Source organism: Salinilacustrithrix flava (assembly GCF_041228405.1).
Lineage (GTDB): Bacteria > Actinomycetota > Acidimicrobiia > Acidimicrobiales > Salinilacustritrichaceae > Salinilacustrithrix > Salinilacustrithrix flava.
Genome location: NZ_CP133888.1, coordinates 573,767 through 593,068, shown reverse-complemented (window position 1 = coordinate 593,068; position 19,302 = coordinate 573,767). Strand labels below are relative to the sequence as shown.

The 19,302-nt window shown below is 73.1% G+C and carries 18 protein-coding genes; 11 read left to right on the top strand and 7 right to left on the bottom strand.

Annotated features, from left to right (window positions below; genetic code table 11):
• Positions 1-18: 18 nt before the first annotated feature.
• From RGQ06_RS02820 to RGQ06_RS02810, 3 genes are read left to right on the top strand one after another with little or no spacing between them, the layout of a single operon-like run.
• Positions 19-822: a (Fe-S)-binding protein gene (locus RGQ06_RS02820; protein ID WP_432429782.1), complete on the top strand. Its 804-nt coding sequence runs from the start codon at positions 19-21 to the stop codon at positions 820-822.
• Complete coding sequence (locus RGQ06_RS02815) at positions 819-2,243, top strand: LutB/LldF family L-lactate oxidation iron-sulfur protein (RefSeq protein ID WP_432429781.1); 1,425 nt, start codon at positions 819-821, stop codon at positions 2,241-2,243. Before RGQ06_RS02820 ends, RGQ06_RS02815 begins: the two co-directional genes overlap by 4 nt.
• The gene (locus tag RGQ06_RS02810) at positions 2,236-2,907 is read left to right on the top strand and encodes a LutC/YkgG family protein (RefSeq protein WP_432429780.1); all 672 of its coding nucleotides are present in this window, start codon (positions 2,236-2,238) and stop codon (positions 2,905-2,907) included. The genes RGQ06_RS02815 and RGQ06_RS02810 overlap by 8 nt, the downstream gene beginning before the upstream one ends.
• A 101-nt stretch (positions 2,908-3,008) precedes the next feature.
• On the opposite strand, the gene RGQ06_RS02805 is transcribed toward RGQ06_RS02810, so the two are convergent.
• The gene (locus RGQ06_RS02805; protein ID WP_432429779.1) at positions 3,009-3,689 is read right to left on the bottom strand and encodes a nitroreductase family protein; all 681 of its coding nucleotides are present in this window, start codon (positions 3,687-3,689) and stop codon (positions 3,009-3,011) included.
• Positions 3,690-3,751: 62 nt separating this feature from the next.
• Positions 3,752-3,937 carry a hypothetical protein gene (locus RGQ06_RS02800; protein ID WP_432429778.1) on the bottom strand — a complete coding sequence of 62 codons (186 nt, stop codon included), beginning with the start codon at positions 3,935-3,937 and terminating at the stop codon, positions 3,752-3,754.
• 44 nt (positions 3,938-3,981) lie between these two features.
• Between RGQ06_RS02800 and RGQ06_RS02795 the strand changes: the two genes are divergently transcribed.
• The 3 genes from RGQ06_RS02795 (at position 3,982) to RGQ06_RS02785 (ending at position 8,729) form a co-directional block, all read left to right on the top strand.
• Positions 3,982-5,346: an FAD-dependent oxidoreductase gene (locus tag RGQ06_RS02795; RefSeq protein ID WP_432429777.1), complete on the top strand. Its 1,365-nt coding sequence runs from the start codon at positions 3,982-3,984 to the stop codon at positions 5,344-5,346.
• 85 nt (positions 5,347-5,431) lie between these two features.
• Positions 5,432-6,376, top strand: a complete 945-nt coding sequence (locus RGQ06_RS02790) for an acyl-ACP desaturase (protein ID WP_432429776.1) — start codon at positions 5,432-5,434, stop codon at positions 6,374-6,376.
• A gap of 73 nt (positions 6,377-6,449) precedes the next feature.
• Entirely contained in the window at positions 6,450-8,729 is a 2,280-nt protein-coding gene (locus tag RGQ06_RS02785; RefSeq protein ID WP_432429775.1) for a [protein-PII] uridylyltransferase, read from the top strand.
• A 4-nt stretch (positions 8,730-8,733) separates the two neighbouring features.
• On the opposite strand, the gene RGQ06_RS02780 is transcribed toward RGQ06_RS02785, so the two are convergent.
• Positions 8,734-10,755 carry a S9 family peptidase gene (locus RGQ06_RS02780; protein WP_432429774.1) on the bottom strand — a complete coding sequence of 674 codons (2,022 nt, stop codon included), beginning with the start codon at positions 10,753-10,755 and terminating at the stop codon, positions 8,734-8,736.
• 99 nt (positions 10,756-10,854) lie between these two features.
• Between RGQ06_RS02780 and RGQ06_RS02775 the strand changes: the two genes are divergently transcribed.
• Both RGQ06_RS02775 and RGQ06_RS02770 read left to right on the top strand, forming a co-directional pair.
• Positions 10,855-11,559: an NUDIX hydrolase N-terminal domain-containing protein gene (locus RGQ06_RS02775; RefSeq protein WP_432429773.1), complete on the top strand. Its 705-nt coding sequence runs from the start codon at positions 10,855-10,857 to the stop codon at positions 11,557-11,559.
• A gap of 7 nt (positions 11,560-11,566) precedes the next feature.
• Complete coding sequence (locus RGQ06_RS02770) at positions 11,567-13,024, top strand: hypothetical protein (RefSeq protein WP_432429772.1); 1,458 nt, start codon at positions 11,567-11,569, stop codon at positions 13,022-13,024.
• Positions 13,025-13,139: 115 nt separating this feature from the next.
• On the opposite strand, the gene RGQ06_RS02765 is transcribed toward RGQ06_RS02770, so the two are convergent.
• From RGQ06_RS02765 to RGQ06_RS02755, 3 genes are read right to left on the bottom strand one after another with little or no spacing between them, the layout of a single operon-like run.
• A complete protein-coding gene (locus RGQ06_RS02765) occupies positions 13,140-13,361 on the bottom strand; it encodes a hypothetical protein (protein WP_432429771.1) in 222 nt (73 codons plus the stop codon).
• A complete protein-coding gene (locus RGQ06_RS02760; protein ID WP_432429770.1) occupies positions 13,358-13,882 on the bottom strand; it encodes a GNAT family N-acetyltransferase in 525 nt (174 codons plus the stop codon). Before RGQ06_RS02760 ends, RGQ06_RS02765 begins: the two co-directional genes overlap by 4 nt.
• The gene (locus RGQ06_RS02755; RefSeq protein WP_432429769.1) at positions 13,875-14,717 is read right to left on the bottom strand and encodes a PAC2 family protein; all 843 of its coding nucleotides are present in this window, start codon (positions 14,715-14,717) and stop codon (positions 13,875-13,877) included. Before RGQ06_RS02755 ends, RGQ06_RS02760 begins: the two co-directional genes overlap by 8 nt.
• Before the next feature lie 65 nt (positions 14,718-14,782).
• On the opposite strand from RGQ06_RS02755, the gene RGQ06_RS02750 reads away from it, so the two are divergent.
• Positions 14,783-15,136, top strand: coding sequence for a response regulator transcription factor (locus tag RGQ06_RS02750; protein ID WP_432429768.1), 354 nt, complete (start codon positions 14,783-14,785; stop codon positions 15,134-15,136).
• Positions 15,137-15,146: 10 nt separating this feature from the next.
• Here the strand turns inward: RGQ06_RS02750 and RGQ06_RS02745 are convergent, their stop codons facing one another.
• Positions 15,147-15,524: a response regulator gene (locus tag RGQ06_RS02745; protein ID WP_432429767.1), complete on the bottom strand. Its 378-nt coding sequence runs from the start codon at positions 15,522-15,524 to the stop codon at positions 15,147-15,149.
• Positions 15,525-15,697: 173 nt separating this feature from the next.
• On the opposite strand from RGQ06_RS02745, the gene RGQ06_RS02740 reads away from it, so the two are divergent.
• Positions 15,698-17,653 (top strand): sensor histidine kinase, encoded by a 1,956-nt coding sequence (locus tag RGQ06_RS02740; protein WP_432429766.1) that lies wholly within the window; start codon positions 15,698-15,700, stop codon positions 17,651-17,653.
• A complete protein-coding gene (locus RGQ06_RS02735) occupies positions 17,637-19,301 on the top strand; it encodes a sensor histidine kinase (protein ID WP_432429765.1) in 1,665 nt (554 codons plus the stop codon). Before RGQ06_RS02740 ends, RGQ06_RS02735 begins: the two co-directional genes overlap by 17 nt.
• The last annotated feature ends 1 nt before the right edge of the window (position 19,302 follow it).

The window sequence follows — 19,302 nt, the reverse complement described above, 5'->3', positions numbered from 1 at the left end:
AGTTGTCATGATGGACCCGTGAGCGAGGCACCCGACCGCCGTCCCGACGGCGTCGAGCGCGTGGCGCTCTTCGTCACCTGCGTCGGCGAGCTGGTGGAGCCCGACGTGCCGGTCGCCGCCGTGCGGGTGCTGCGGGCCGCGGGCTGCGACGTGGACGTGCCGGAGGGCCAGACGTGCTGCGGGCAGCCGGCGTGGAACTCGGGGTTCACGGCCGACGCGGCGAGGGTCGCCGGCACGAGCCTCGACGCGCTGGAGCGGGCGGTGGCCGACGGCGCCGATGCCGTCGTGGTCCCGGCCGGGTCGTGCGCCACGATGATCCGCCTCTACTGGCCCCAGCTGTTCTCCCTGGCCGGCGACGAGGCCGCGTCGGCCCGGGCCCGGGCCCTGGGCGAGCGGGTGTGGGAGCTCACCGAGCTGCTCGACGCGCTGCCCGACGATCGCCTCGGGCTCGGGTCGGTGGCCCCCTGCGCGGCGGTGTACCACCAGTCCTGCCACATGCTGCGGGAGCTGCACGTCGCCGAGCAGCCCGAGGCCCTGCTCGCGCGGGTCGACGGCTGCGACGTCGCCGAGTGGGCCGCGGCGGACCAGTGCTGCGGCTTCGGGGGCACCTTCAGCGTGAAGCTGCCCGAGGCCTCGGTGGCGATGGCCGACGAGAAGCTCGACGTCCTGCCCGATGGCACCGAGGTCATCGTCGGCGCCGATGCCTCCTGCCTGATGCAGCTGCGCACCCGGGCCGGCGCCCGCGGCATGCAGGTGCGCACCGAGCACATCGCCCAGGTGCTGGAGCGGGCGCTTCCCGACGACGGGGGAGCGGACACATGACCAATGAGTGGCCGCTCCGCAGCTCCACGCTCCGCGAGCGCACGGCGACCGCCGTGGACGACCCGGTCCTGCGCGCCAACGTCGGGGCCGCCACCGACCGGTTCCGCACCAAGCGCACCTCGGCGCTGGCCCGCCTGCACGACCCCGATGCGCTGCGCTCGGCGGCCCGCGGCGTGCGTGGCGACATCCTCGCCGACTGGGCCGCCACCCTCGAGCTGCTGGCCGACAACGTGCAGGCCAACGGCGGCCACGTCTGCTGGGCGCCGACCGGTGCCGATGCCAACGACTACATCGCGTCGGTCGCTCGGCGCATCGGCGCCAGCACGGTCGTGAAGTCCAAGTCGATGGCCACCGAGGAGACCGGGCTCAACGAGGCGCTGGCCGCGGCCGGGTGCGACACGGTGGAGACCGACCTGGGGGAGTGGATCATCCAGCTGGCCGAGGAGCACCCGAGCCACATCATCGCCCCGGCCGTGCACAAGAACCGCGACCAGGTCGCCGACACCTTCGAGGCCAAGGCCGGCATGACCGAGCGGGTCACGGAGCCCACCGAGCTCGTCGCGTTCGCCCGGCGCGAGCTCCGTCGGCGGTTCCTCGAGGCCGACCTCGGCATCACCGGCGCCAACCTCGGCGTGGCCGAGACCGGCAGCGTCGTGCTGGTCACCAACGAGGGCAACGCCCGGATGGTCACCTCCATGCCCCGGGTGCACATCGCGGTGATGGGTGCCGAGCGCATCGCCCGCACGTGGGACCAGGCCGATCTGGTCCTCGGCCTGCTGGCCAAGTCCGGCACCGGGCAGGCGCTGTCCTCCTACACCACCGTGCTGAGCGGGCCCCGGGGTGAGGACGAAGCCGACGGACCCGATGAGTTCCACCTCGTCATACTCGACAACGGCCGCTCCGACATCGCCGGGACCGAGTTCGCCGAGATGCTGAACTGCATCCGTTGCGGGTCGTGCCTGAACGTGTGCCCCGTGTACCACCAGACGGGCGGGCACGCGTACGGCTGGGTGTACTCCGGTCCGATGGGCGCGGTGCTCACCCCGCTGCTGGCCTCGCAGACCGGTCACGGTCCGGGCGAGGACCACCACGTCGGCGAGCTCGCCAACGCGTCGACGCTCTGCGGCGCCTGCATGGAGGCGTGCCCGGTCGAGATCCCGCTGCAGGACCTGCTGCTCGGCCTCCGTCGCCGCAACGCCGAGCACGCCGGCCTCGCCGAGCGATCGATGTGGCGGGCCTGGGCCGCGGCCTGGTCCCGGCCGGGCGCGTACGGGGCGTCGGCGACGGTGGCGACGAAGGCCCGACGGCTCGCGCCGCTGCTCGGCCGCCTCCCGGGCGGGAGCCGCTGGACGGACGGACGCGACCTGCCGGACCTGCCCGCCCGGACGTTCCGCCAGCGCTGGGATGCCGGCGATGTCTGAGCACGGCGATCGCGCCGCCTTCCTCGACCGCATCCGCTCCCGCCAGGGACGCCCGGCCGGGGGCGGCCCCCACCCGCCGCCGCCGGCGCCCGACGTCGTGCCAGAGCTGGCCTACCGCACCCTCGACGGCGTCGACCACGACGACCCCTTCGCCCTGCTCCCGGTGTTCGTGGCCGCCGCCCGCGCTGCCGAGGCGACGGTCGACGTCGTCGACGACGAGGTCCCGGCCGAGCTGCTGCTGCGCTTCGTGGGCGACCACGACGTGCGCACGGCGGTGACGAGCCGCGAGCCGGAGGCCGTCGCCCTCGGCGGCGCGCTGGCAGCGGCGGGCGTGTCGGTCGCCCCCTACGACCGGGAGGTGGCGGCTGCGGCCGACCTGGCGATCACCTCGGCGACCCACGGCATCGCCGCGACGGGGAGCGTGGTGGTCGACTCGGCGTCCGCCGGCAGCCGCGCCGTGAGCCTGCTCCCGAAGATCCACCTCTGCGTCCTGCCGATCACCCGCCTGGTCGCCAGCCACGCCGACGTGCTGCGCGGCCAGCAGCGCCCGATGCCCTCAGGTCGGGTCCTGATCACCGGCCCGTCGCGCACGGGCGACATCGAGCAGCGCCTCACCCTCGGCGCCCACGGCCCCGTCGCCCTCCACATCGTCGTCGTCCGCTGACGTTCTGGCAGCGGCTGCGGAACGCGGGTCGTCGTCGAAGAGGTGGGCCCAGCACGCGGGGTCGCCCCCCTCGGTGACGGGCTCGGGCTCCTCGCCGGCCTTCATCGGACCTCGAAGGCCTCGCCGTCGAAGCGGTCGACGACGGCGAAGTCCTCGACCGGGTCGCGCCGCAGCTTGGTGACCATCTGCTGGGGGTGGCCGAGCGCGATGAGGGAAGCGACCGCGTGGCTCTCGGGGATGCCGAGCAGATCGGCGAGCGCCGCCTCCTCGCGGCAGATGGCCGTCGTCATCACGCCGCCGAGGCCCTCGTCGCGGGCCTTCAGCATGATGTTGTGGCAGAAGGGATAGATCGACCCGCCGCCCACGATCGACTGGCGGGGTAGGCCGTGGTCGAGCACGGCCAGGGCCTCGAGCGCCACGCAGACGATGAGCAGGACGGGGTGGGTGTCCATCTCGTCGGCGAAGTCGTTCGGGGCCGGTGTCTCCCGGGCCTCCTCCAGGTCCACCCACGGCTGGGAGAACCGGGTGTCGCCGGGCTGGAACGCGACCTTGCCGATCTTCACGTGGGCCCAGTACTCCCGCCAGCTCAGCTGGTACAGCTCGCGGATGCGGGTCCGGGTCTCGGCGTCCTTCACCACGATCACGTGCCAGCCCTGCCGGTTGCCGCCCGAGGGGGCGAAGCGGGCGTGGTCGAGGATGCGGTGCAGCACCTCGTCAGGGACCGCCTCGTCGGTGAAGGTCCGGGTGGCGGGTGTGGTGCGCATGACCTCGGCGAGCTCCATGGGCCCACCATGCCAGGTGCGCCGCCGCCGCTACAGGGGAACTGCCAGTTCGGGTCGGGGCGCTACTCCGGGGGGCGGTCGAAGCGATGCCAGCCGGTGCCGCTGATCTGGCGGGGCTCGAAGAACAGGCAGTCCTCTGGGCAGGCGAAGGGCATCTCCTCGTTCACGCCCAAGCGGCACCGCTGGAGCACGTCGCCCGCCGGGGTCGAGCGCGTCGAGTAGTGCCGGCAGTCCTCTCGTACAGCCACGCGGCCAGTGTCGCGCACGAGGTGCGCAACTACCCTCCCGCCCCATGGCCGAACGACTCTTGGTGATCGGCGGTGACGCCGGCGGCATGGCGGCGGCGTCGCAAGCCCGCCGGCAGCAGCCCTACATGGAGATCGTCGCCCTCGAGCGCGGTCGCTGGACCAGCTACTCGGCCTGCGGCATCCCCTACCTCGTCGCCGGCGACGTCGGCTCCCACGAGGAGCTGATCGCCCGCTCGCCCGAGGAGTTCCGGGACCGCCAGCGCATCGACGTCCGCATGGGCCACGAGGCCATCGGCATCGATCTGGCATCCCGCAAGGTCGAGGTCCGCGACCACACCCGGGACCGCACGCTGCAGCTCGGGTTCGACCTGCTGCACATCGCCACCGGCGCCCGCCCGATCCGCCCGCCGCTGCCCGGCATCGACAGCCCGTACGTGCACGGCGTCCAGACCCTCGACGACGGCATCCACCTGCTCGAGCACGCCGAGCGGGGCGGCTGCGAGACCGCCGTGGTGGTCGGCGGCGGCTACATCGGCGTGGAGATGGCCGAGGCGTTCCTGCGCCGGGGGATGAAGGTCACCCTGGTCGAGGCCGACGAGCAGGTCATGCGCACGATGGACCCCGACATGGCGGCGCCGATCGCCACCGCGCTGCGCCAGCTCGGGATCGACGTCCGCCTGGGCGTGAAGGCCGAGGGGTTCGAGGACGGGGTCGTGCACACCTCGGCCGGCTCGATCCGGGCCGACATCGTCGTGCTCGGGCTCGGCGTCGCACCCAACGCCGGCCTCGCCGCCGATGCGGGGCTGAAGACCGGCGTCCGCGGCGCCATCCGCGTCAACCGCCGCCAGCAGACCTCGGTCGACGGCGTCTACGCCGCAGGTGACTGCGCCGAGAGCTACCACCGCGTGACCCAGCGCCAGGTGCACGTCGCGCTCGGCACGGTCGCCAACAAGCAGGGGCGCGTCGCCGGGCTGAACCTCGGCGGCGGCTACGCCACGTTCCCGGGGGTGATCGGCACCGCCATCACCAAGGTGTGCGACTTCGAGGTGGCGCGCACCGGCGTCAACCAGGAGGAGGCCGATCGGGCCGGCTTCGAGTACGAGACGGTGAAGATCGACTCCACCACCCGCGCCGGGTACTTCCCCGGCACCCAGCCCATCACCATCAAGATGCTGGCCGAGCGAGACACCCGCCGGGTGCTCGGTGCCCAGATCGTGGGCCGGGAGGGCGCGGCAAAGCGCATCGACGTGCTGGCCACCGCCATCACCGCCGAGATGACCGTCGACGACGTCATCGACCTCGACCTCGCCTACGCACCGCCCTTCTCGGGGGTCTGGGACGCCGTCCACATCGCTGCCCGCAAGGGCGCCGAGGCCCTCGACAAGGCCGTCGCCGCCCGCCTGCGGTGACTTCCGGCCCGGTCGGGTAGAGCCCCGACTGTGACGAACTCCTCCGTCCCTTCCGTCCCGACCGACCGGTCGGTAGGGTGATTCCATGCCGATGAACGATGCTGCCCTCACCGAAGACCTCGCGCCCGTGGTCGCCGGTCTCGTCGACCGGCACCTGGCCAACTCCAAGGAGTGGTTCCCGCACCGGATCGTGCCGTGGAGCCGGGGCGAGGACCTCGGCAAGGACTGGGAGTGGGACCCGAACGAGACCGAGCTGTCGCCCGATGTGCGGTCGGCCCTCATCGTCGACCTGCTCACCGAGGACAACCTGCCGTACTACTTCGAGACGATCTACAACCTGTTCGGGAAGTTCGAGCCGTGGGGCACGTGGGCCCGCCGCTGGACGGCCGAAGAGGGTCGCCACGCCATCATCATCCGCGACTACCTGTCGGTCACCCGGGCCGTCGATCTCGACGACCTCGAGCGGGGTCGCATGGCCCAGGTGTCCACCGGCGAGGTCCCCCACCCCGAGACGGTGCAGGACGGCCTGGCCTACGTGACCATGCAGGAGCTGGCCACCAAGATCAGCCACCGCAACACCGGCCGCCTCCTCGAGGACAAGGTCGGCTACCAGGTGATGGCCACCGTCGCCGGCGACGAGCAGCTCCACCACGTCTTCTACCGCGACGCCGCCACCGCCGCGCTCGAGCTCGACCCCGACGGCATGGTGCTGGCCATCGACCGCCAGGTCCGCAGCTTCGCCATGCCCGGCACCGGCATCCCCGACTTCGCCCAGCACGCGAAGCGCATCGCTGACGCCGGCATCTACGACTTCCGCATCCACCACGACCAGATCCTCAAGCCGATGGTCGTCGACCAGTGGAAGCTGCCCGAGCTCGAGGGGCTGTCCCCGGAGGCCGACGCGGCGCGGGAGAAGGTGCTCAAGCACCTCGACCGCGTGGACAAGGCCGCCACCCGGATGACCGCCCGGCGCGAGCGCCACGCCGCCCAGGACGAAGCCGCCGCCGAATCCGAGCTCGCCAGCGCCTGACGGCCTGTCCTTCCTGAACCGGACCTGAACCGCCGTCGGCTGCGACGGCCGGTGCACCCGTAGGCTCGCGCCGATGGACCTCGGTCGCGACGAGCTCGCTGCAGACACGTCGCTCGTCGGCCGCTCCCTCTGCGAGGCCTACGCCGACCGCGCCGACGCCTTCCTGACCGAGCTGTTCGAGGCGGCGTCGGATCGCATCGGCGGCATCAGCCTCGTCGCGCTCGGCGGGTACGGCCGTCGCGAGCTCAGCCTCCAGTCCGACCTCGACGTGCTGCTGCTGCACGACGGCTACAAGGACATCGGCCCGGTCGCCGATGCCATCTGGTACCCGGTGTGGGACCAGGGCGTGAAGCTCGGCCACGCGGTGCGCACCGTCAAGGAGGCGCTCGACCTGGCCGGCGAGGACATCGACTCGGCCACGGCGATGCTCCAGGCCCGGCACATCGCCGGGGACCGGGCACTGACGGCCACGCTCATCGAGGAGGTGGCCGAGCTGTGGCGGGCCAAGGCCAGCCGGTTCCTCCCGCAGCTGGCCGATCGCGTCCAGGAGCGCCACGCCCGCGCCGGCGAGGTCGCCTTCCTGCTCGAGCCCGACCTCAAGGAGGGTCGTGGCGGCCTGCGCGACGTCCAGTCGCTGCGCTGGGCGTGTCGCGCCCGGGAGATGCTGTGGGAGGGCGACGACGAGGCGCTGCAGGACGCGTACGACGTGCTGCTCGCCGCCCGCGTCGAGCTGCACCGCCGGACCGGTCGCATGGGCGACGTGCTGGTGCTCGAGGAGCAGGACGGCGTCGCCGGTGCGCTGGGCGTCGCTGATGCCGACGACCTCATGCGCGGGTTGGCCGAGGCCGCCCGGATCATCTCCTTCCGCTCCGACGACACCTGGCGGCGGGTCGGGATGACGCTGCGGCGCGGCATCGGTCGCTTCGCCCGCCGCGACCGCGCGCTGGCGCCCGGGGCCGTCCTGCGCGACGGCGAGGTGCACCTCCTCGGCGAGGTCGACACGAGCGATCCGGTGCTGCCGCTGCGGACGGCGGCCCTCGCGGCCGGCGAGGACGTGCCGGTCCACCGCGCCGTGCTCGCGCTGCTCGAGGGCTGCCCACCTCTGCCCACGCCGTGGCCGGACGAGGCTCGGGACCAGCTCGTGCACCTGCTCGGCAGCGGCCGGCCGGCCATCTCCCACCTCGAGAGCCTCGACCAGCACGGCCTCTTCACCAAGGTCCTGCCGGAGTGGGAGGCGGTGCGGTCCAAGCCGCAGCGCAACGCCTACCACACGTTCACCGTGGACCGTCACCTGTGCGAGGCGGCCGCGAACGCCGCCGAGCTGGGCGGCCGGGTGAGCCGCCCCGACCTGCTGGTGGTGGGCACGTGGCTGCACGACATCGGCAAGGGGTTCCCCGGCGACCACACCGTCGTCGGCATGGAGATCGTCGCCGACATCGGCGCGCGGATGGGCTTCGACCCCGACGACGTGGCCGTCCTGGTCGCCATGGTCGAGCACCACCTGCTCCTGCCCGACGTGGCCACGCGGCGCGACCTCGACGACCCCGAGGTCATCCAGTGGGTGGCCGACAGCGTGGGCAGCACCCTGCTGCTCGAGCTGCTCCACGCCCTCACCGAGGCCGACTCCCAGGCCACCGGCCCGGCGGCCTGGGGACCCTGGAAGCAGGAGCTCGTCGACGTCCTCGTGCGGCGGGTGGAGCACGTGCTCGAGGGCGGCGCGGTCCACGACGTCACCGACACCTTCCCGAGCGAGGAGCAGCGCGCCCTGGTCATGAGCGGCCAGCGGGTGGTCCGCGGGGTGGGGGACACCCTCACCGTCGTCGACGCCGACCGCCCGGGCCTGTTCTCGCGGGTCACGGGCACCCTCGCGCTCCACGGCCTCGACGTGCTCGACGCCAACATCGTGACCTTCGACGGTCGGGCGCTCGAGGTCATCACCGTGCAGTCCTCGTTCGGTCCGACGTTCGCGTGGGACAAGGTGCTGCGCGACCTGGAGCGCGCCCTCGCCGGCCGGTTGGCCCTGCGGGCCCGCCTGGCCGAGCGGGCCGCCACCTACCGCCGCAGCGCGCCGGCCACCGTGCACAGCGCCCCCAAGGTCGAGTTCCACCTGGACGCGTCGAGCCGCGCCACGGTGGTCGAGGTGCACGCCCCGGACTCCGTCGGCGTCCTCCACCGCATCACCGCGGCGATCGCCGAGTTCGACCTGGACATCGTCCGCGCCCGGGTGCAGACCCTGCTCGACGAGGTGGTGGACTCCTTCTACCTGGAGGCCGCCGGCGGCGGGAAGGTCCCCGAGGACGTGCTGCCCGAGCTGCGCCGGGCGATCCTCCACGCCGTCGACGCCCCCCGGTAGGCCCTCAGCGCAGGGTGTCGGGCACCGACCAGTCGGCGTCGCGCAGGTGGTGGTCCAGGAAGCCGAGGACCACCTCGTACCAGACCTTGGCGTGCTGCGGGGTCAGGATCCAGTGGTTCTCGTCGGGGAAGTACAGCAGCTTGTGGGGCAGCGACCCGTCGTCGCGACCGTGGTGGCGGGCCAGCTCGGACCACAGGTTGAGGGCCTCGCCGATCGGCACCCGGTAGTCCTTGTCGCCGTGGATCACCAGCATCGGCGTCGTCATGTGCTCGACGAGGCGGTGGGGTGACCACTCGGCCGCCATGGCCTCGTCCATCTCGCGCCGCCAGTAGTCGGCCCGGTCGGTGGTCGGGCCGAAGGACTCGAGTGCCCACAGGCTGGCGTGGGTGACGATGCAGTCGAAGCGGTCGGTGTGGCCGGCGACCCAGTTGGCCATGTACCCCCCGAAGCTGCCGCCCATCGCCGCCGTCCGGGTCTCGTCGACGTCGTCCCGGGCCTCGGCCGCGTCGGTGATGGCGAGCAGGTCGGTGTAGGGGGCGTCGCCCCAGCGGCCCCAGCCCCGGCGGATGAAGTCGAGGCCGTACCCGGTGGACAGCGCCGGGTCCGGGAGCAGCACGGCGTAGCCCTGGGCGACGGCGAGCCACGGGTTCCACCGCCACGACCACGCGTTCCAGGACCCGAGCGGGCCGCCGTGGATCCACAGCAGCAGGGGTGCCGGGGTCTCGGACGCCCCGTGGGGGAGGGCGAGCCAGCCCCGGAGGGGCGTGCCGTCCAACGCGGTCGCGGTCACCTCGTCGAGCGTGCCGGGGAGCGCCGGGGTCTCGGCGGGGCCGGGCAGCGGGGCCGGCTCCGCGGGTGTGCGAGCGTCCAGTCGGACCACGGCGGGCGGGTGGTCGACGGCGCTGCGCACGGCGTAGGCGCTGGCGCCGTCGGGGCTCACCTGGAGGTCGCTGTAGGCGCCGTGGTCGGTGGTGAGCCGGGTGACGGTGCCGTCGGCCAGCTCGATGCGGAAGACGGGGGCGGCGCCGTGCTCGTCGGCGATGCACAGCACGGCGCTGCCGTCCGGGACCCAGGCGAACCCGCCCGCCCAGCGGTCCCAGCCGGGTGCCAGCGCCGTGGTCGAGCCATCGGTCAGGTCGAGCAGGAGGATCTCGGATGTGAGGGGCTCCTGCGTGTCGCCGTCGGACTCCCGGACGACCACGGCCCGGGTGCCGTCCGGGGAGATCGTGGCACCGCTGAACTCGTGGCCCGGCTCGTGGAGCAGCGTCCGCTCGGTGCGCGACGAGGTGTCGATGGCGATCAGGGTCGACCGGGTCCCGCCCCCTTCGGGGCGCGCCGCCGTGGCCAGGACGGTCCGACCGTCCGGCGTGATCGAGACGTCGGTCTCGTCGAAGCGGCGACCCGGGACCGGGGTCAGGTCGGCCAGGTCGACGGGCTCGTCCCGCGCGCCCAGGTTCCGGCCGAGGAGCAGGCGGGGTTGGTCCGGGCCGAGGTCGTGGTCCCAGTAGCGGATCGGGTACGACTCGTGCAGGATCGCCGACACCTTGCGGTCCTTGCGGGTCTTGCGCCGCTCCTGGTCGTCGGCGGCGCTCACCGCTCCCGGCAGCGTGTCCGACTGCACCACCACCACGTCGGCCCGGGTGGCGGTCACGGCGCCACCGATGCCCCCTGGCCGGCGGGCGACGATGCGAGCATCACCGGCGCCGGGCGGCTGGGCCCACAGCGCGGGCGGGTCCTCGTCCTTCCCGTCGGTGTCGGCGCCGGGTCGTGCCGAGGTGAACAGCAGGGTGCCGTCGGGCAGGAAGGCCGGTGCGTGCTCGCCCTTGGCCGACCGGGTGAGCCGGCGGGCCGGTGCCTCGCCCGTCGGGTCCAGCTCCCACAGCGCCTGGACGTAGCGAGTCCGGTCGGAGGAGAGCGTGCCCAGCGAGGTCACGAGGCGGGTGCCGTCGGGAGACAGCGCCAGACCGGCGACCCGGGGCAGGTCGAGGTAGCGGTCGAGGTCGTGGAAGGCGGTGCGGTCGGCCATCGGCTCGCTCCCGGTCGAGGGGCAGGACAGGACCCGGCGAGTGTCGCGCACAGCGGCGGGCCGTCGGTCCCCCCGGCCCGGCTGAGTAGCGTCGACACCATGGTGGAGCCTGCAGGACCAGCGAGCGACCGAGCGGGACCCGGACCCACCCGCCAAGACCTGCTCCGCTGGGCCGAGTCGCTGGCCGGCATCGCCAAGACGGGCCTCGGCTTCACCGACAGCCTCTACGAGCGCGAGCGCTACGAGGAGGTCCTGGCCATCGCCGCCGACATCCGGGTCGCTGCGGGCACCGACTACGACGGCGACCACTACGTGACCGAGTGGCTCAAGGGCGTCAGCGACGGCGTGCCCGGCTACCAGACGCCGAAGGTCGCCATCGGCGCGGTGGTCGGCAACGATGCCGGCGAGATCCTGCTCGTGCAGCGGGCCGACTCGGGCGTCTGGCTCTACCCCACCGGTTGGGCCGACATCGGCTACTCCCCGGCCGAGGTCGCGGTGAAGGAGGTCAAGGAGGAGACCGGCATCGACTGCGAGGTCGAACGGCTGCTGATGGTCCTCGACGGCCTGCGGCTGGGCTTCACCACCGTGCCGCTCTACTCGATCGTGTTCCAGTGCCGGGCGACCGGCGGTGAGCTCGCCGCCCACCCGCTCGAGACCAGCGACGTCGGCTTCTTCGCCGAGGACGCGCTGCCGTCGCCGCTCGCCGGCTACGACCACTGGGGTGGCCCGGTGTTCCAGGCCCTCCGGGGCGAGGCGGTGCCGGTGCAGTTCGACGACGTCCGTCCCGAGACCTGGCGGAGCTGACCCGACCGTGCACCGGCTGACCCGGTGCGTGGCCTCGCTGGTGGCCGCCGCGCTCCTCGCCGCCTGCGCCACCGACGACCGCGCGACCGTCGATCGGGCCGGCACGTCCTCCACCACCGAGTCGGCGGCCGCGTCCACGGGGAGCACGACCAGCACGACGGCCACGACCGTGCCGAGCACCACGGCGGCGACCGCGCTCGCCGCCGACACCTGCCCCGCCGTCCCCGAGCGAGCCGAGCCAGACCCGGACCGACCCGTCTACGAGGTCGACATGACGGCGGATCCGGCCACGGGTGTGGTGGAGGGCACCCAGGCCGTGCGCTTCGTGCCCGACCTCCCGATCGATCGCGTCGTGCTGCGCCTGTGGGCGAACGGCCCCCGTCCCGCATCGGTGGGCACGTCGATCGAGCTCGGTCCGGTGGCGGTGGGTGGCCGCCCGGCGCCGCTGGAGCAGCCCGATCCCACGACCGCGGTGGTGGCGCTGGACCGATGGGTCCCGGCCGGTGAGGTGATCACGGTGCGGGTGGCCTGGCGGCTCACCGTGGGCGGGCCGGTGAACGACCGGATCTCGCGTCAGGACGGGTCGCTGCGCCTCGGGTCGTTCCTGCCCCTGCTCGCCTGGGAGCCGGGGGTGGGCTGGTCCGTGGATCCGCCGACCTCGGGCTTCGCCGAGTCGACATCATCGCCCACTGCCCGGTGGTCGGTGTCGGTCGACGTCCCCGAGGGTCTCGGCGTGGTGGCGACGGGCTCGGAGGTGGCACCCGGTCGGTGGGAGGTCGATGCCGCCCGTGACGTGGCGGTGAGCGTCGGTCGCTTCACGGTGTCGACGGCCACGGCGATGGCCCCGGACCCCGTCGAGGTGACCGTCGCCGTGCACGACGACATCGACGACGGCGCCGTGTACGTGGACCGGATCGTGGCCGCGCTCGAATCCTTCGCCTCCTGGTACGGCCCCTACCCCTGGCCGGCGTACCGGCTGTCGATCACCCCGGACCTGTCGGGTGGCATCGAGTTCCCCATGCACGTCCTGCAGGGCTCCGGCACGTCGGGTCGCACCACGCCGCACGAGGTCGCCCACATGTGGTTCTACGGCCTGGTCGGCAACGTGCAGGGGCGCGACCCGTGGCTGGACGAGGGCCTGGCCACGTGGGCCGAGGGTCGGATCGAGGGCACGCTCCCCGACATGGCAGGGCGATCGGTCCCCGCCGACGGTGATGGTCGAGCCGGCGCGCCGATGGCGTACTGGGAGGGCCGGGCCGCCAGCTACTACCGCAGCGTCTACGTGCAGCCGGCGGCGGCCCTGCACCGCCTGGGTGACGACGCGCTCGTCGACTGCGCCCTCGCCCACTACGTGGCGGCGAACGCGTGGAGCCTGGCCACGCCCGCCGACCTGTGGCGCTCGCTCGACGCGACCTTCGTCGACTGGCGCACGGCACTGGGGCCCGCCGGCCTCGCGCCCGGCTGAGAGCCCCGTTCCGGGCCGCGGTGCGCGCACCCGAGGCGTGCCGAGCGGCCCGGTCCGCATCTCGCGAGGGCATCGGTGGTGTCGTTCCTCACGGGGACACGAGGCGGCGGTGCCTTCACGCCTCCTCCAGTGCCTGCAGGATCAGCAGCCACGACGCCAGTCCGTGCTCGCACCACCCCTCCGGCTCCACCAGGCACTCGTCCGGGCACCGGCAGACCCCGTCCGCCACCCACTCGGCGAGGGTCTCCTCGTCGGGCGGCGCCCATCCGCTGTTGTGCTCGAACCACGTGTGCGCGTTCCGGACCGCCTCGTCGCCATCGGTGGGAGCCGCCCTCACGGACGATCGGGCGCGCTGTCGTCGAGGCGCTTCTCGAGCGTGAGCGTCGACCACCAGCGGCCCAGCTTCCAGCCGCACTCGTCCTCGACGCCGACGTCGCGGAACCCGAGGCGGTGGTGCAGGGCGACCGACGCGTCGTTGGGCAGGGTCACCACCGCGTAGGCCCGGTGGGCGCCCGCAGCGGCGAGCTCGTCCAGCAGCGCGCCGTAGAGGCGCAGGCCCAGGCCGCGGCCGGTCCACGCCCCGTCGAGGACGACAGAGGTCTCGAGCGAGCGCTCGTACGCGACCTTCGGCCGGTACCAGGAGGAGTAGGCGGCGCCGACGACCTCACCGTCGGCTTCGGCGACCAGGACGACGAGGCGGTCGTGGCCCTGGTGGTCCTCCCACCAGGCCAGGCGGCGCTCGCGAGACCACGGTTCGACGTCGAAGCTGATCGCCGAGTCCACGATGTACTGGTCGTAGATCCGGGTGATGCCGTCGAGGTCGGCCTCCGTGGCCGGCCGGACGATGGGCTCAGCCACCGAACTCGCGCAGGAACCGCTCGACCTCTTCGACGAGCTCGGCGGGCTCCGTCGAGCTGAGCGCCTCGTCGTGGCGCTGCTCGAGGGCGGCGACGTAGGCCTGGGTCTCCTCGTCGTCGTCGACGAGCTCGTTGATCTGGCGCTCGTAGGACGCCGACGCGATCTCCAGGTCGGTGGTGATCACCTGCTCGCCCAGCAGCTCGGCGGTCTTCTCCACCAAGGCGAGCGTGGCCTTCGGCGACGGGGCACCGGGCACGTAGGTGGGGACGGTGGCCCAGAGCGAGGCGGACTCGAGGTCGGCGGAGCGGCACCGGTCGTGCAGGACACCCACGATGCCGGTGGGGCCCTGGTACTGCGACGGTGCGAGGCCGAGCCGGGTGACGACGCCCTGGTCGTAGGCCGTGCCCACGACGTTGACCGGACGGGAGTGGGGGACCTCGGCGAGCAGCGCGCCCAGGGTGACCACCATCGAGGCGTCGAACGCCTGGGCCACCTCGAGCACGAGATCGGCGAAGGTCCGCCAGCGCAGCTGGGGTTCGACGCCGTGCATCAAGACGATGTCCCGCTCGGATCCGGGGAGGGCGGTGGCGCTGAACTCGTTGGCCGGCCAGTCGATGACGCGCGCGTCGTCCTCGATGCGGACCTCGGGGCGGGTCGAGGTGAAGTCGTAGAACACCTCGGGGTCGATGTCGGCGAACGGGGTGGCATCCCAGCGGTCGGCGAACCAGCGAACCGCCGAGGAGGCGGCGTCGCCGGCGTCGTTCCAGCCCTCGAAGGCGACCACCACGATGGGTCGCTCCAGCTCGGGATGGAAGTGCCAGCGGAGGAGTTCCACGGCCCCGAGGGTACTGGCCGGTCCCGGTCCCGCCGAGGGGACCGGAGCCGCCCTATGGTCCGGCCGTGGCCCGCCGCATCGTGGTCGTCGACAACGACCCGGACGCCCTCGAGCTGGTGGTGCTCGACCTCTCCCTCGAGGGGATCGAGGTCGTGGGCACCGCCCTGGAGGGCACGAGCGCGCTCCGCCTCGTCGCCGAGCTGGCCCCTGACGTGCTGGTGGTCGACCACCGAATGCCCCCGGGTCCGAACGGCATCGACGTGGCCGCGGAGGTGCGGGCCTCGCACCCGGAGACGGCCGTCGTGCTCTACAGCAACTACCAGTCCGACGACCTCCTCGCCCGATCCGAGGCGCTCGGGGTGCGGTTCGTGCCCAAGGGCAACCTGCGGACGCTGCGGCGGGCCGTGCAGGCCTCCTGACGGCGCCGCTTCAGCGTCGAGCCAGCTCCACCACCGCGGTGGGCAGCTCCATGAACAGGTCCTTGCGCAGGCAGCGCAGGCCGAGGGCGCCGGCTGCCTCGGTGATCTCCGGGGTCAGGTACGCCGAGAACAGCAGGACCTTGGTGTCCGGGTCCTCGGCCAGGATCTGGGTGGCGGCCTCGAGGCCGTCCAGGCCCGGCATCCGGTAGTCCAGGACGCTCACGTCAGGGCGTGCGCTGCGGAATGCGTCGACCGCCATCGTGCCGTCCTCGGCTTCGGCGACCACGTCGAGGCGGGCGTCGCCGCCGAGCGTGGCGCGGACCAGCAGGCGCATGTCGAAGTTGTCGTCGGCGATCAGTACCCGGACCGTGTCCTGCAGGGTCATCATCGGTTCCATCCCAGATCGGAGAGCGCTTCTGGCCCGCTGAGCGACACCATACGTGGCACGCTGGTGAGCGGGGACGGTCACGGGCGAGATCCCGCCCCCCGTGGCATCGGAAGGGGACGGGAGGACGGGTGGCCGCTGGTGGTGCAAGACCGACCGCAGCCGACGGTTCCAGCGTGCCGCTGCTCGCCGCGCTCGGCCTCGTCCTGATCGCTGCGTGCGTCCTGGTGGCGGTGGCGGCGCTCGCCGAGCGCCGCAACGAGCTCCTCGCAGCGGAGGCGCGCACGGCCGCGGAGCGCCAGGCCGGCCGGGTCGCGGTCGCGCTCGGGAGCATCGAGGCCAGCGTCGAGCACCTCGACCCCTCGCTGTGCGACCCCCGGACCGAGCCCGACGACTCCGGTCCGGCCTTGGCCGCGATCACGCCGATCGGTCCGGCGCCCGTCGGCGCCTCGCTGCTCTGCCTCCCCGCCGGCGCCACCCGCCACGATGCCGTCGAGATGGATCTCGGCGATCCGATGGTCCAGACCGCGCTGGCCCAGTCCCGCGATCGCGGCACTGCGGTGCTGAGCGCGCCCGGGCCGGGTGCCCCGCCGATCGTCGCTGGGCCGATCTACCTGGTCGGCGGGGAGCTCTCCCTCGTGCCGTCCGAACGGCGCGTCCAGGTCCGCCGGTCCGAGCTGGTCGGTCACGTGGTCGCCGTCGTCGATGCCGCTGAGCTGCTCGACGGCGGATCCACCTGGCAGCTGACCGATGCGGATGTCGACCTGGTCCCGGGCCAGCGCGCCGACGACGGTGCGGAGCGAGCCGCAGCGGATGTCGACGCGCTGGAGCGCCGGTGGACCGTCTCCACCGACGTCGGGACGGCAGGCCTGTGGCGGCCCGCCGCCACCGCCGTCGCAGGCTTCGGCTTCGGGGGTGCGCTCCTCCTCGGTCTCGCCGACCGGCAGCGGCGGCGAGAGCGCCGCGCCGACGCCGCATCGATGCACCGGGCCGAGCGGCGGGCGGCGGCCATCCGGACGCTCACGGGCATCGTCCAGCACAGCCAGGACCTCGACGAGATCTTGCCGGCGATGGCCGTGCAGCTCAGCGACGAGCTCGCGCTGGAGGGCCTGTCCCTGGCCGTCGCCACCGCTCGCGGCCCGGAGCGCGCCATCTTCACCCACGGCACCCGTCCCGACCCGACCTCCCGTCCGGCGAGCCGGCGACCGGAACGGGTCCCGCCCGGGGCCACGGTGGCGCTCGACCTGCACCGGGCGGAGCGGTCGATCGCCGTCCTGCGGGCCGTGGCGGGCAGGGAGCTGGATGCGAGCGCCATCGAGCTGCTCGAGGTGGCAGGGGAGATGATCACCTCGACCGTCGTCGCCGGCCGCAGCATCGAGCAGCAGCAGGAGGCGGTCAACCGGCTCGAGTCGCTGGACGAGCTGAAGACGACCTTCCTCGGCGTGGCATCGCACGAGCTGCGCACCCCCGCCACCGCCATCTCCGGCCTCGCCACGCTCCTGGCGACCCGATGGGACGCACTGTCCGAGGACGACCGGCGGGCCTTCGCCAGCCGGATCGCCACCAACGCCGACGCCCTCAACGCCCTCGTCCAGGACCTGCTGGACTTCGCCCGGCTGGAGCGCGGCGACCTGCAGCTCGCGCTCGCACCGGTCGTGCTGTCCGACGCCGTCGACGCCGTGCTCGACCGCCTGGACGGCGTCTGGGGCTCCCACCACGTGGCTCGAGCCATCGATCCCGGCATCGAGGTGCTCGGCGACGTGAGCGCGCTGGAGCGCATCGTCACCAACCTGGTCTCCAACGCCGTGAAGTTCTCGCCTTCGGATGCCGAGGTGTCCGTGGGCGTCCACGCGCGAGATGGCCGGGCGTTCCTGCTGGTCGACGACTCGGGGCCCGGGGTGCCGGCCGACGAGCGGGAGAAGATCTTCGTGCGCTTCTTCCGAGGCGCCGGTGACGCCGTCGTGCGGACGCGAGGCGTCGGCATCGGGCTGTCGGTGGTCCAGGACTTCGTCGCCCAGATGGGCGGTTCGGTGCGCGTGGAGGACAGCCCCCTGGGCGGGGCCCGGTTCGTGGTCGAGCTCGACGTGCTCGACCGCTCGAGAGTCGAGGAGCGAGATGCTGCGACGACGTGAGCGGCTGCTGCCCGCAGCTGCGTTCCTGGTGCTGGCCGCCGTCGGCGTGCTCGTCCTGGTGCTGCTGACGACTGCGGTCGACAACGGTCGCGAGGCGCTCGAGGAGGCGGTGCTCTCGGAGGTCGAGGCGAACGCCCGCAGCCAGAGCACCCGGGTCGAGAGCCAGCTGACGACGTTCGCATCGCTGCTCACCGACCTCACCGACGACTTCCAGTTCGAGTTCGCGGTCGGCAGCGAGGCCGACCGGGAGGCGCTGGGGGACCTCGTGCGGCTCGTGGAGCGCGCCGAGGAGTTCCGCACGGGCTTCTTCCTCACCGACGACGCCGGCGTGGTGACCCAGGGCTTCCGCGTGGACGACGACGCGCTGGGGGAACCGCTGCAACGTCCGGGCGTCGAGCAGCTCCTCCCCGCCCTGCGACGGGAGGAGGAGCCCGTGCTCCCGGGTGGTTCGCTGCCGATGGGCCCGGGCGCCACGTCCGACCTGCCCAACACGGCGTTCATGCTCGCCATCCGGGATCCGGCGACCGGCGAGCTCCGGGGCACCTTCGTGTTCGAGTCCGAGGTCTCGGTGACCAGCTCGTTCAACCGCGAGATCCAGGAGTTCGGCCGGGGCGACACCGGCGAGCTGGTGGTCTTCGACCAGACCGGTGCGGTCATCGCCGCGAGCAACCCGTCGCTGGTGGCCCAGCGGATCCCCGACGAGGAGCTGCTCACCCTGGAGGCGGGCGTCCACCGGCGCGAGGGCGAGGTGCAGGCCATCGCCGACGTCCCCGCAGCCGGGTGGCGGATCGCGTTCACCCAGGACAGCGACGAGTTCGACGAGGGCCTCGCCGGACCGCTCCAGCAGGTCGGGCTGGTGATCGTCGCCGTCTTCCTCGTGGTCGGCGTGCTCACGTTCCTCGCCCTGGCCCGCCGGCTGCAGGCCGCCCGGGAGGAGCAGGAGCGCCTGCAGCGCCTGAGCGAGACCCAGGAGGAGTTCATCAGCATCGTGTCCCACGAGCTGCGGACGCCGGTGGCCGGCGTGCTCGGCTTCCTCCAGACCACCATGGACCACTGGGACGCCATGACCGACACCGAGCGGTTCAACGCCCTGCGGCGCTCGGCCAGCAACGCCCGGCGCCTGCAGGGGCTCACCCGCGACGTGCTGGACTCCCAGGCCGTCGAGTCGGGTCGGATGTCCTACGCCATGGGCGAGGCCGACCTGGCCGAGGAGGTCACCGTGGCCATCGAGGCCGCCTCCGCGCTGTACCCGCGCCTCACCATCGAGGCCGAGCTGGAGTCCCCGCACGTGCCGGTGGTGGTCGACGTCGACCGCATCCAGCAGGTGCTCACCAACCTGCTCGACAACGCCGCCAAGGTGTCCCCAACCAACGGCACGGTGGTGGTCCGGCTCCGGCGCGACGGCGACCGGGCCACGGTGGCCGTCACCGACCAGGGCCCCGGCCTGTCCAGCGACCTCCAGGGCCGCGTCTTCGACAAGTTCGTTCGGGGCCGGGACACCAGCGTCAGCGGCACCGGCCTCGGCCTGTACATCAGTCGCCAGATCCTCGAGGCCCACGACGGCGACATCCGCGTGGAGACCGGTGAGGAGGGAGGGGCGACGTTCGCCTTCACCCTGCCCGTCGCCGCCGCCGGGGTCCCCCGCTAGT

What these genes read in the sequence shown, in the direction of transcription:
- RGQ06_RS02815 (WP_432429781.1), top strand. Translation starts at nt 819, where the DNA reads ATGACCAATGAGTGGCCGCTCCGCAGCTCCACGCTCCGCGAGCGCACG.
- RGQ06_RS02810 (WP_432429780.1), top strand. Translation starts at nt 2,236, where the DNA reads ATGTCTGAGCACGGCGATCGCGCCGCCTTCCTCGACCGCATCCGCTCC.
- RGQ06_RS02805 (WP_432429779.1), bottom strand. Translation starts at nt 3,689, where the DNA reads ATGGAGCTCGCCGAGGTCATGCGCACCACACCCGCCACCCGGACCTTC.
- RGQ06_RS02795 (WP_432429777.1), top strand. Translation starts at nt 3,982, where the DNA reads ATGGCCGAACGACTCTTGGTGATCGGCGGTGACGCCGGCGGCATGGCG.
- RGQ06_RS02790 (WP_432429776.1), top strand. Translation starts at nt 5,432, where the DNA reads ATGCCGATGAACGATGCTGCCCTCACCGAAGACCTCGCGCCCGTGGTC.
- RGQ06_RS02785 (WP_432429775.1), top strand. Translation starts at nt 6,450, where the DNA reads ATGGACCTCGGTCGCGACGAGCTCGCTGCAGACACGTCGCTCGTCGGC.
- RGQ06_RS02780 (WP_432429774.1), bottom strand. Translation starts at nt 10,755, where the DNA reads ATGGCCGACCGCACCGCCTTCCACGACCTCGACCGCTACCTCGACCTG.
- RGQ06_RS02775 (WP_432429773.1), top strand. Translation starts at nt 10,855, where the DNA reads ATGGTGGAGCCTGCAGGACCAGCGAGCGACCGAGCGGGACCCGGACCC.
- RGQ06_RS02745 (WP_432429767.1), bottom strand. Translation starts at nt 15,524, where the DNA reads ATGATGACCCTGCAGGACACGGTCCGGGTACTGATCGCCGACGACAAC.
- RGQ06_RS02735 (WP_432429765.1), top strand. Translation starts at nt 17,637, where the DNA reads ATGCTGCGACGACGTGAGCGGCTGCTGCCCGCAGCTGCGTTCCTGGTG.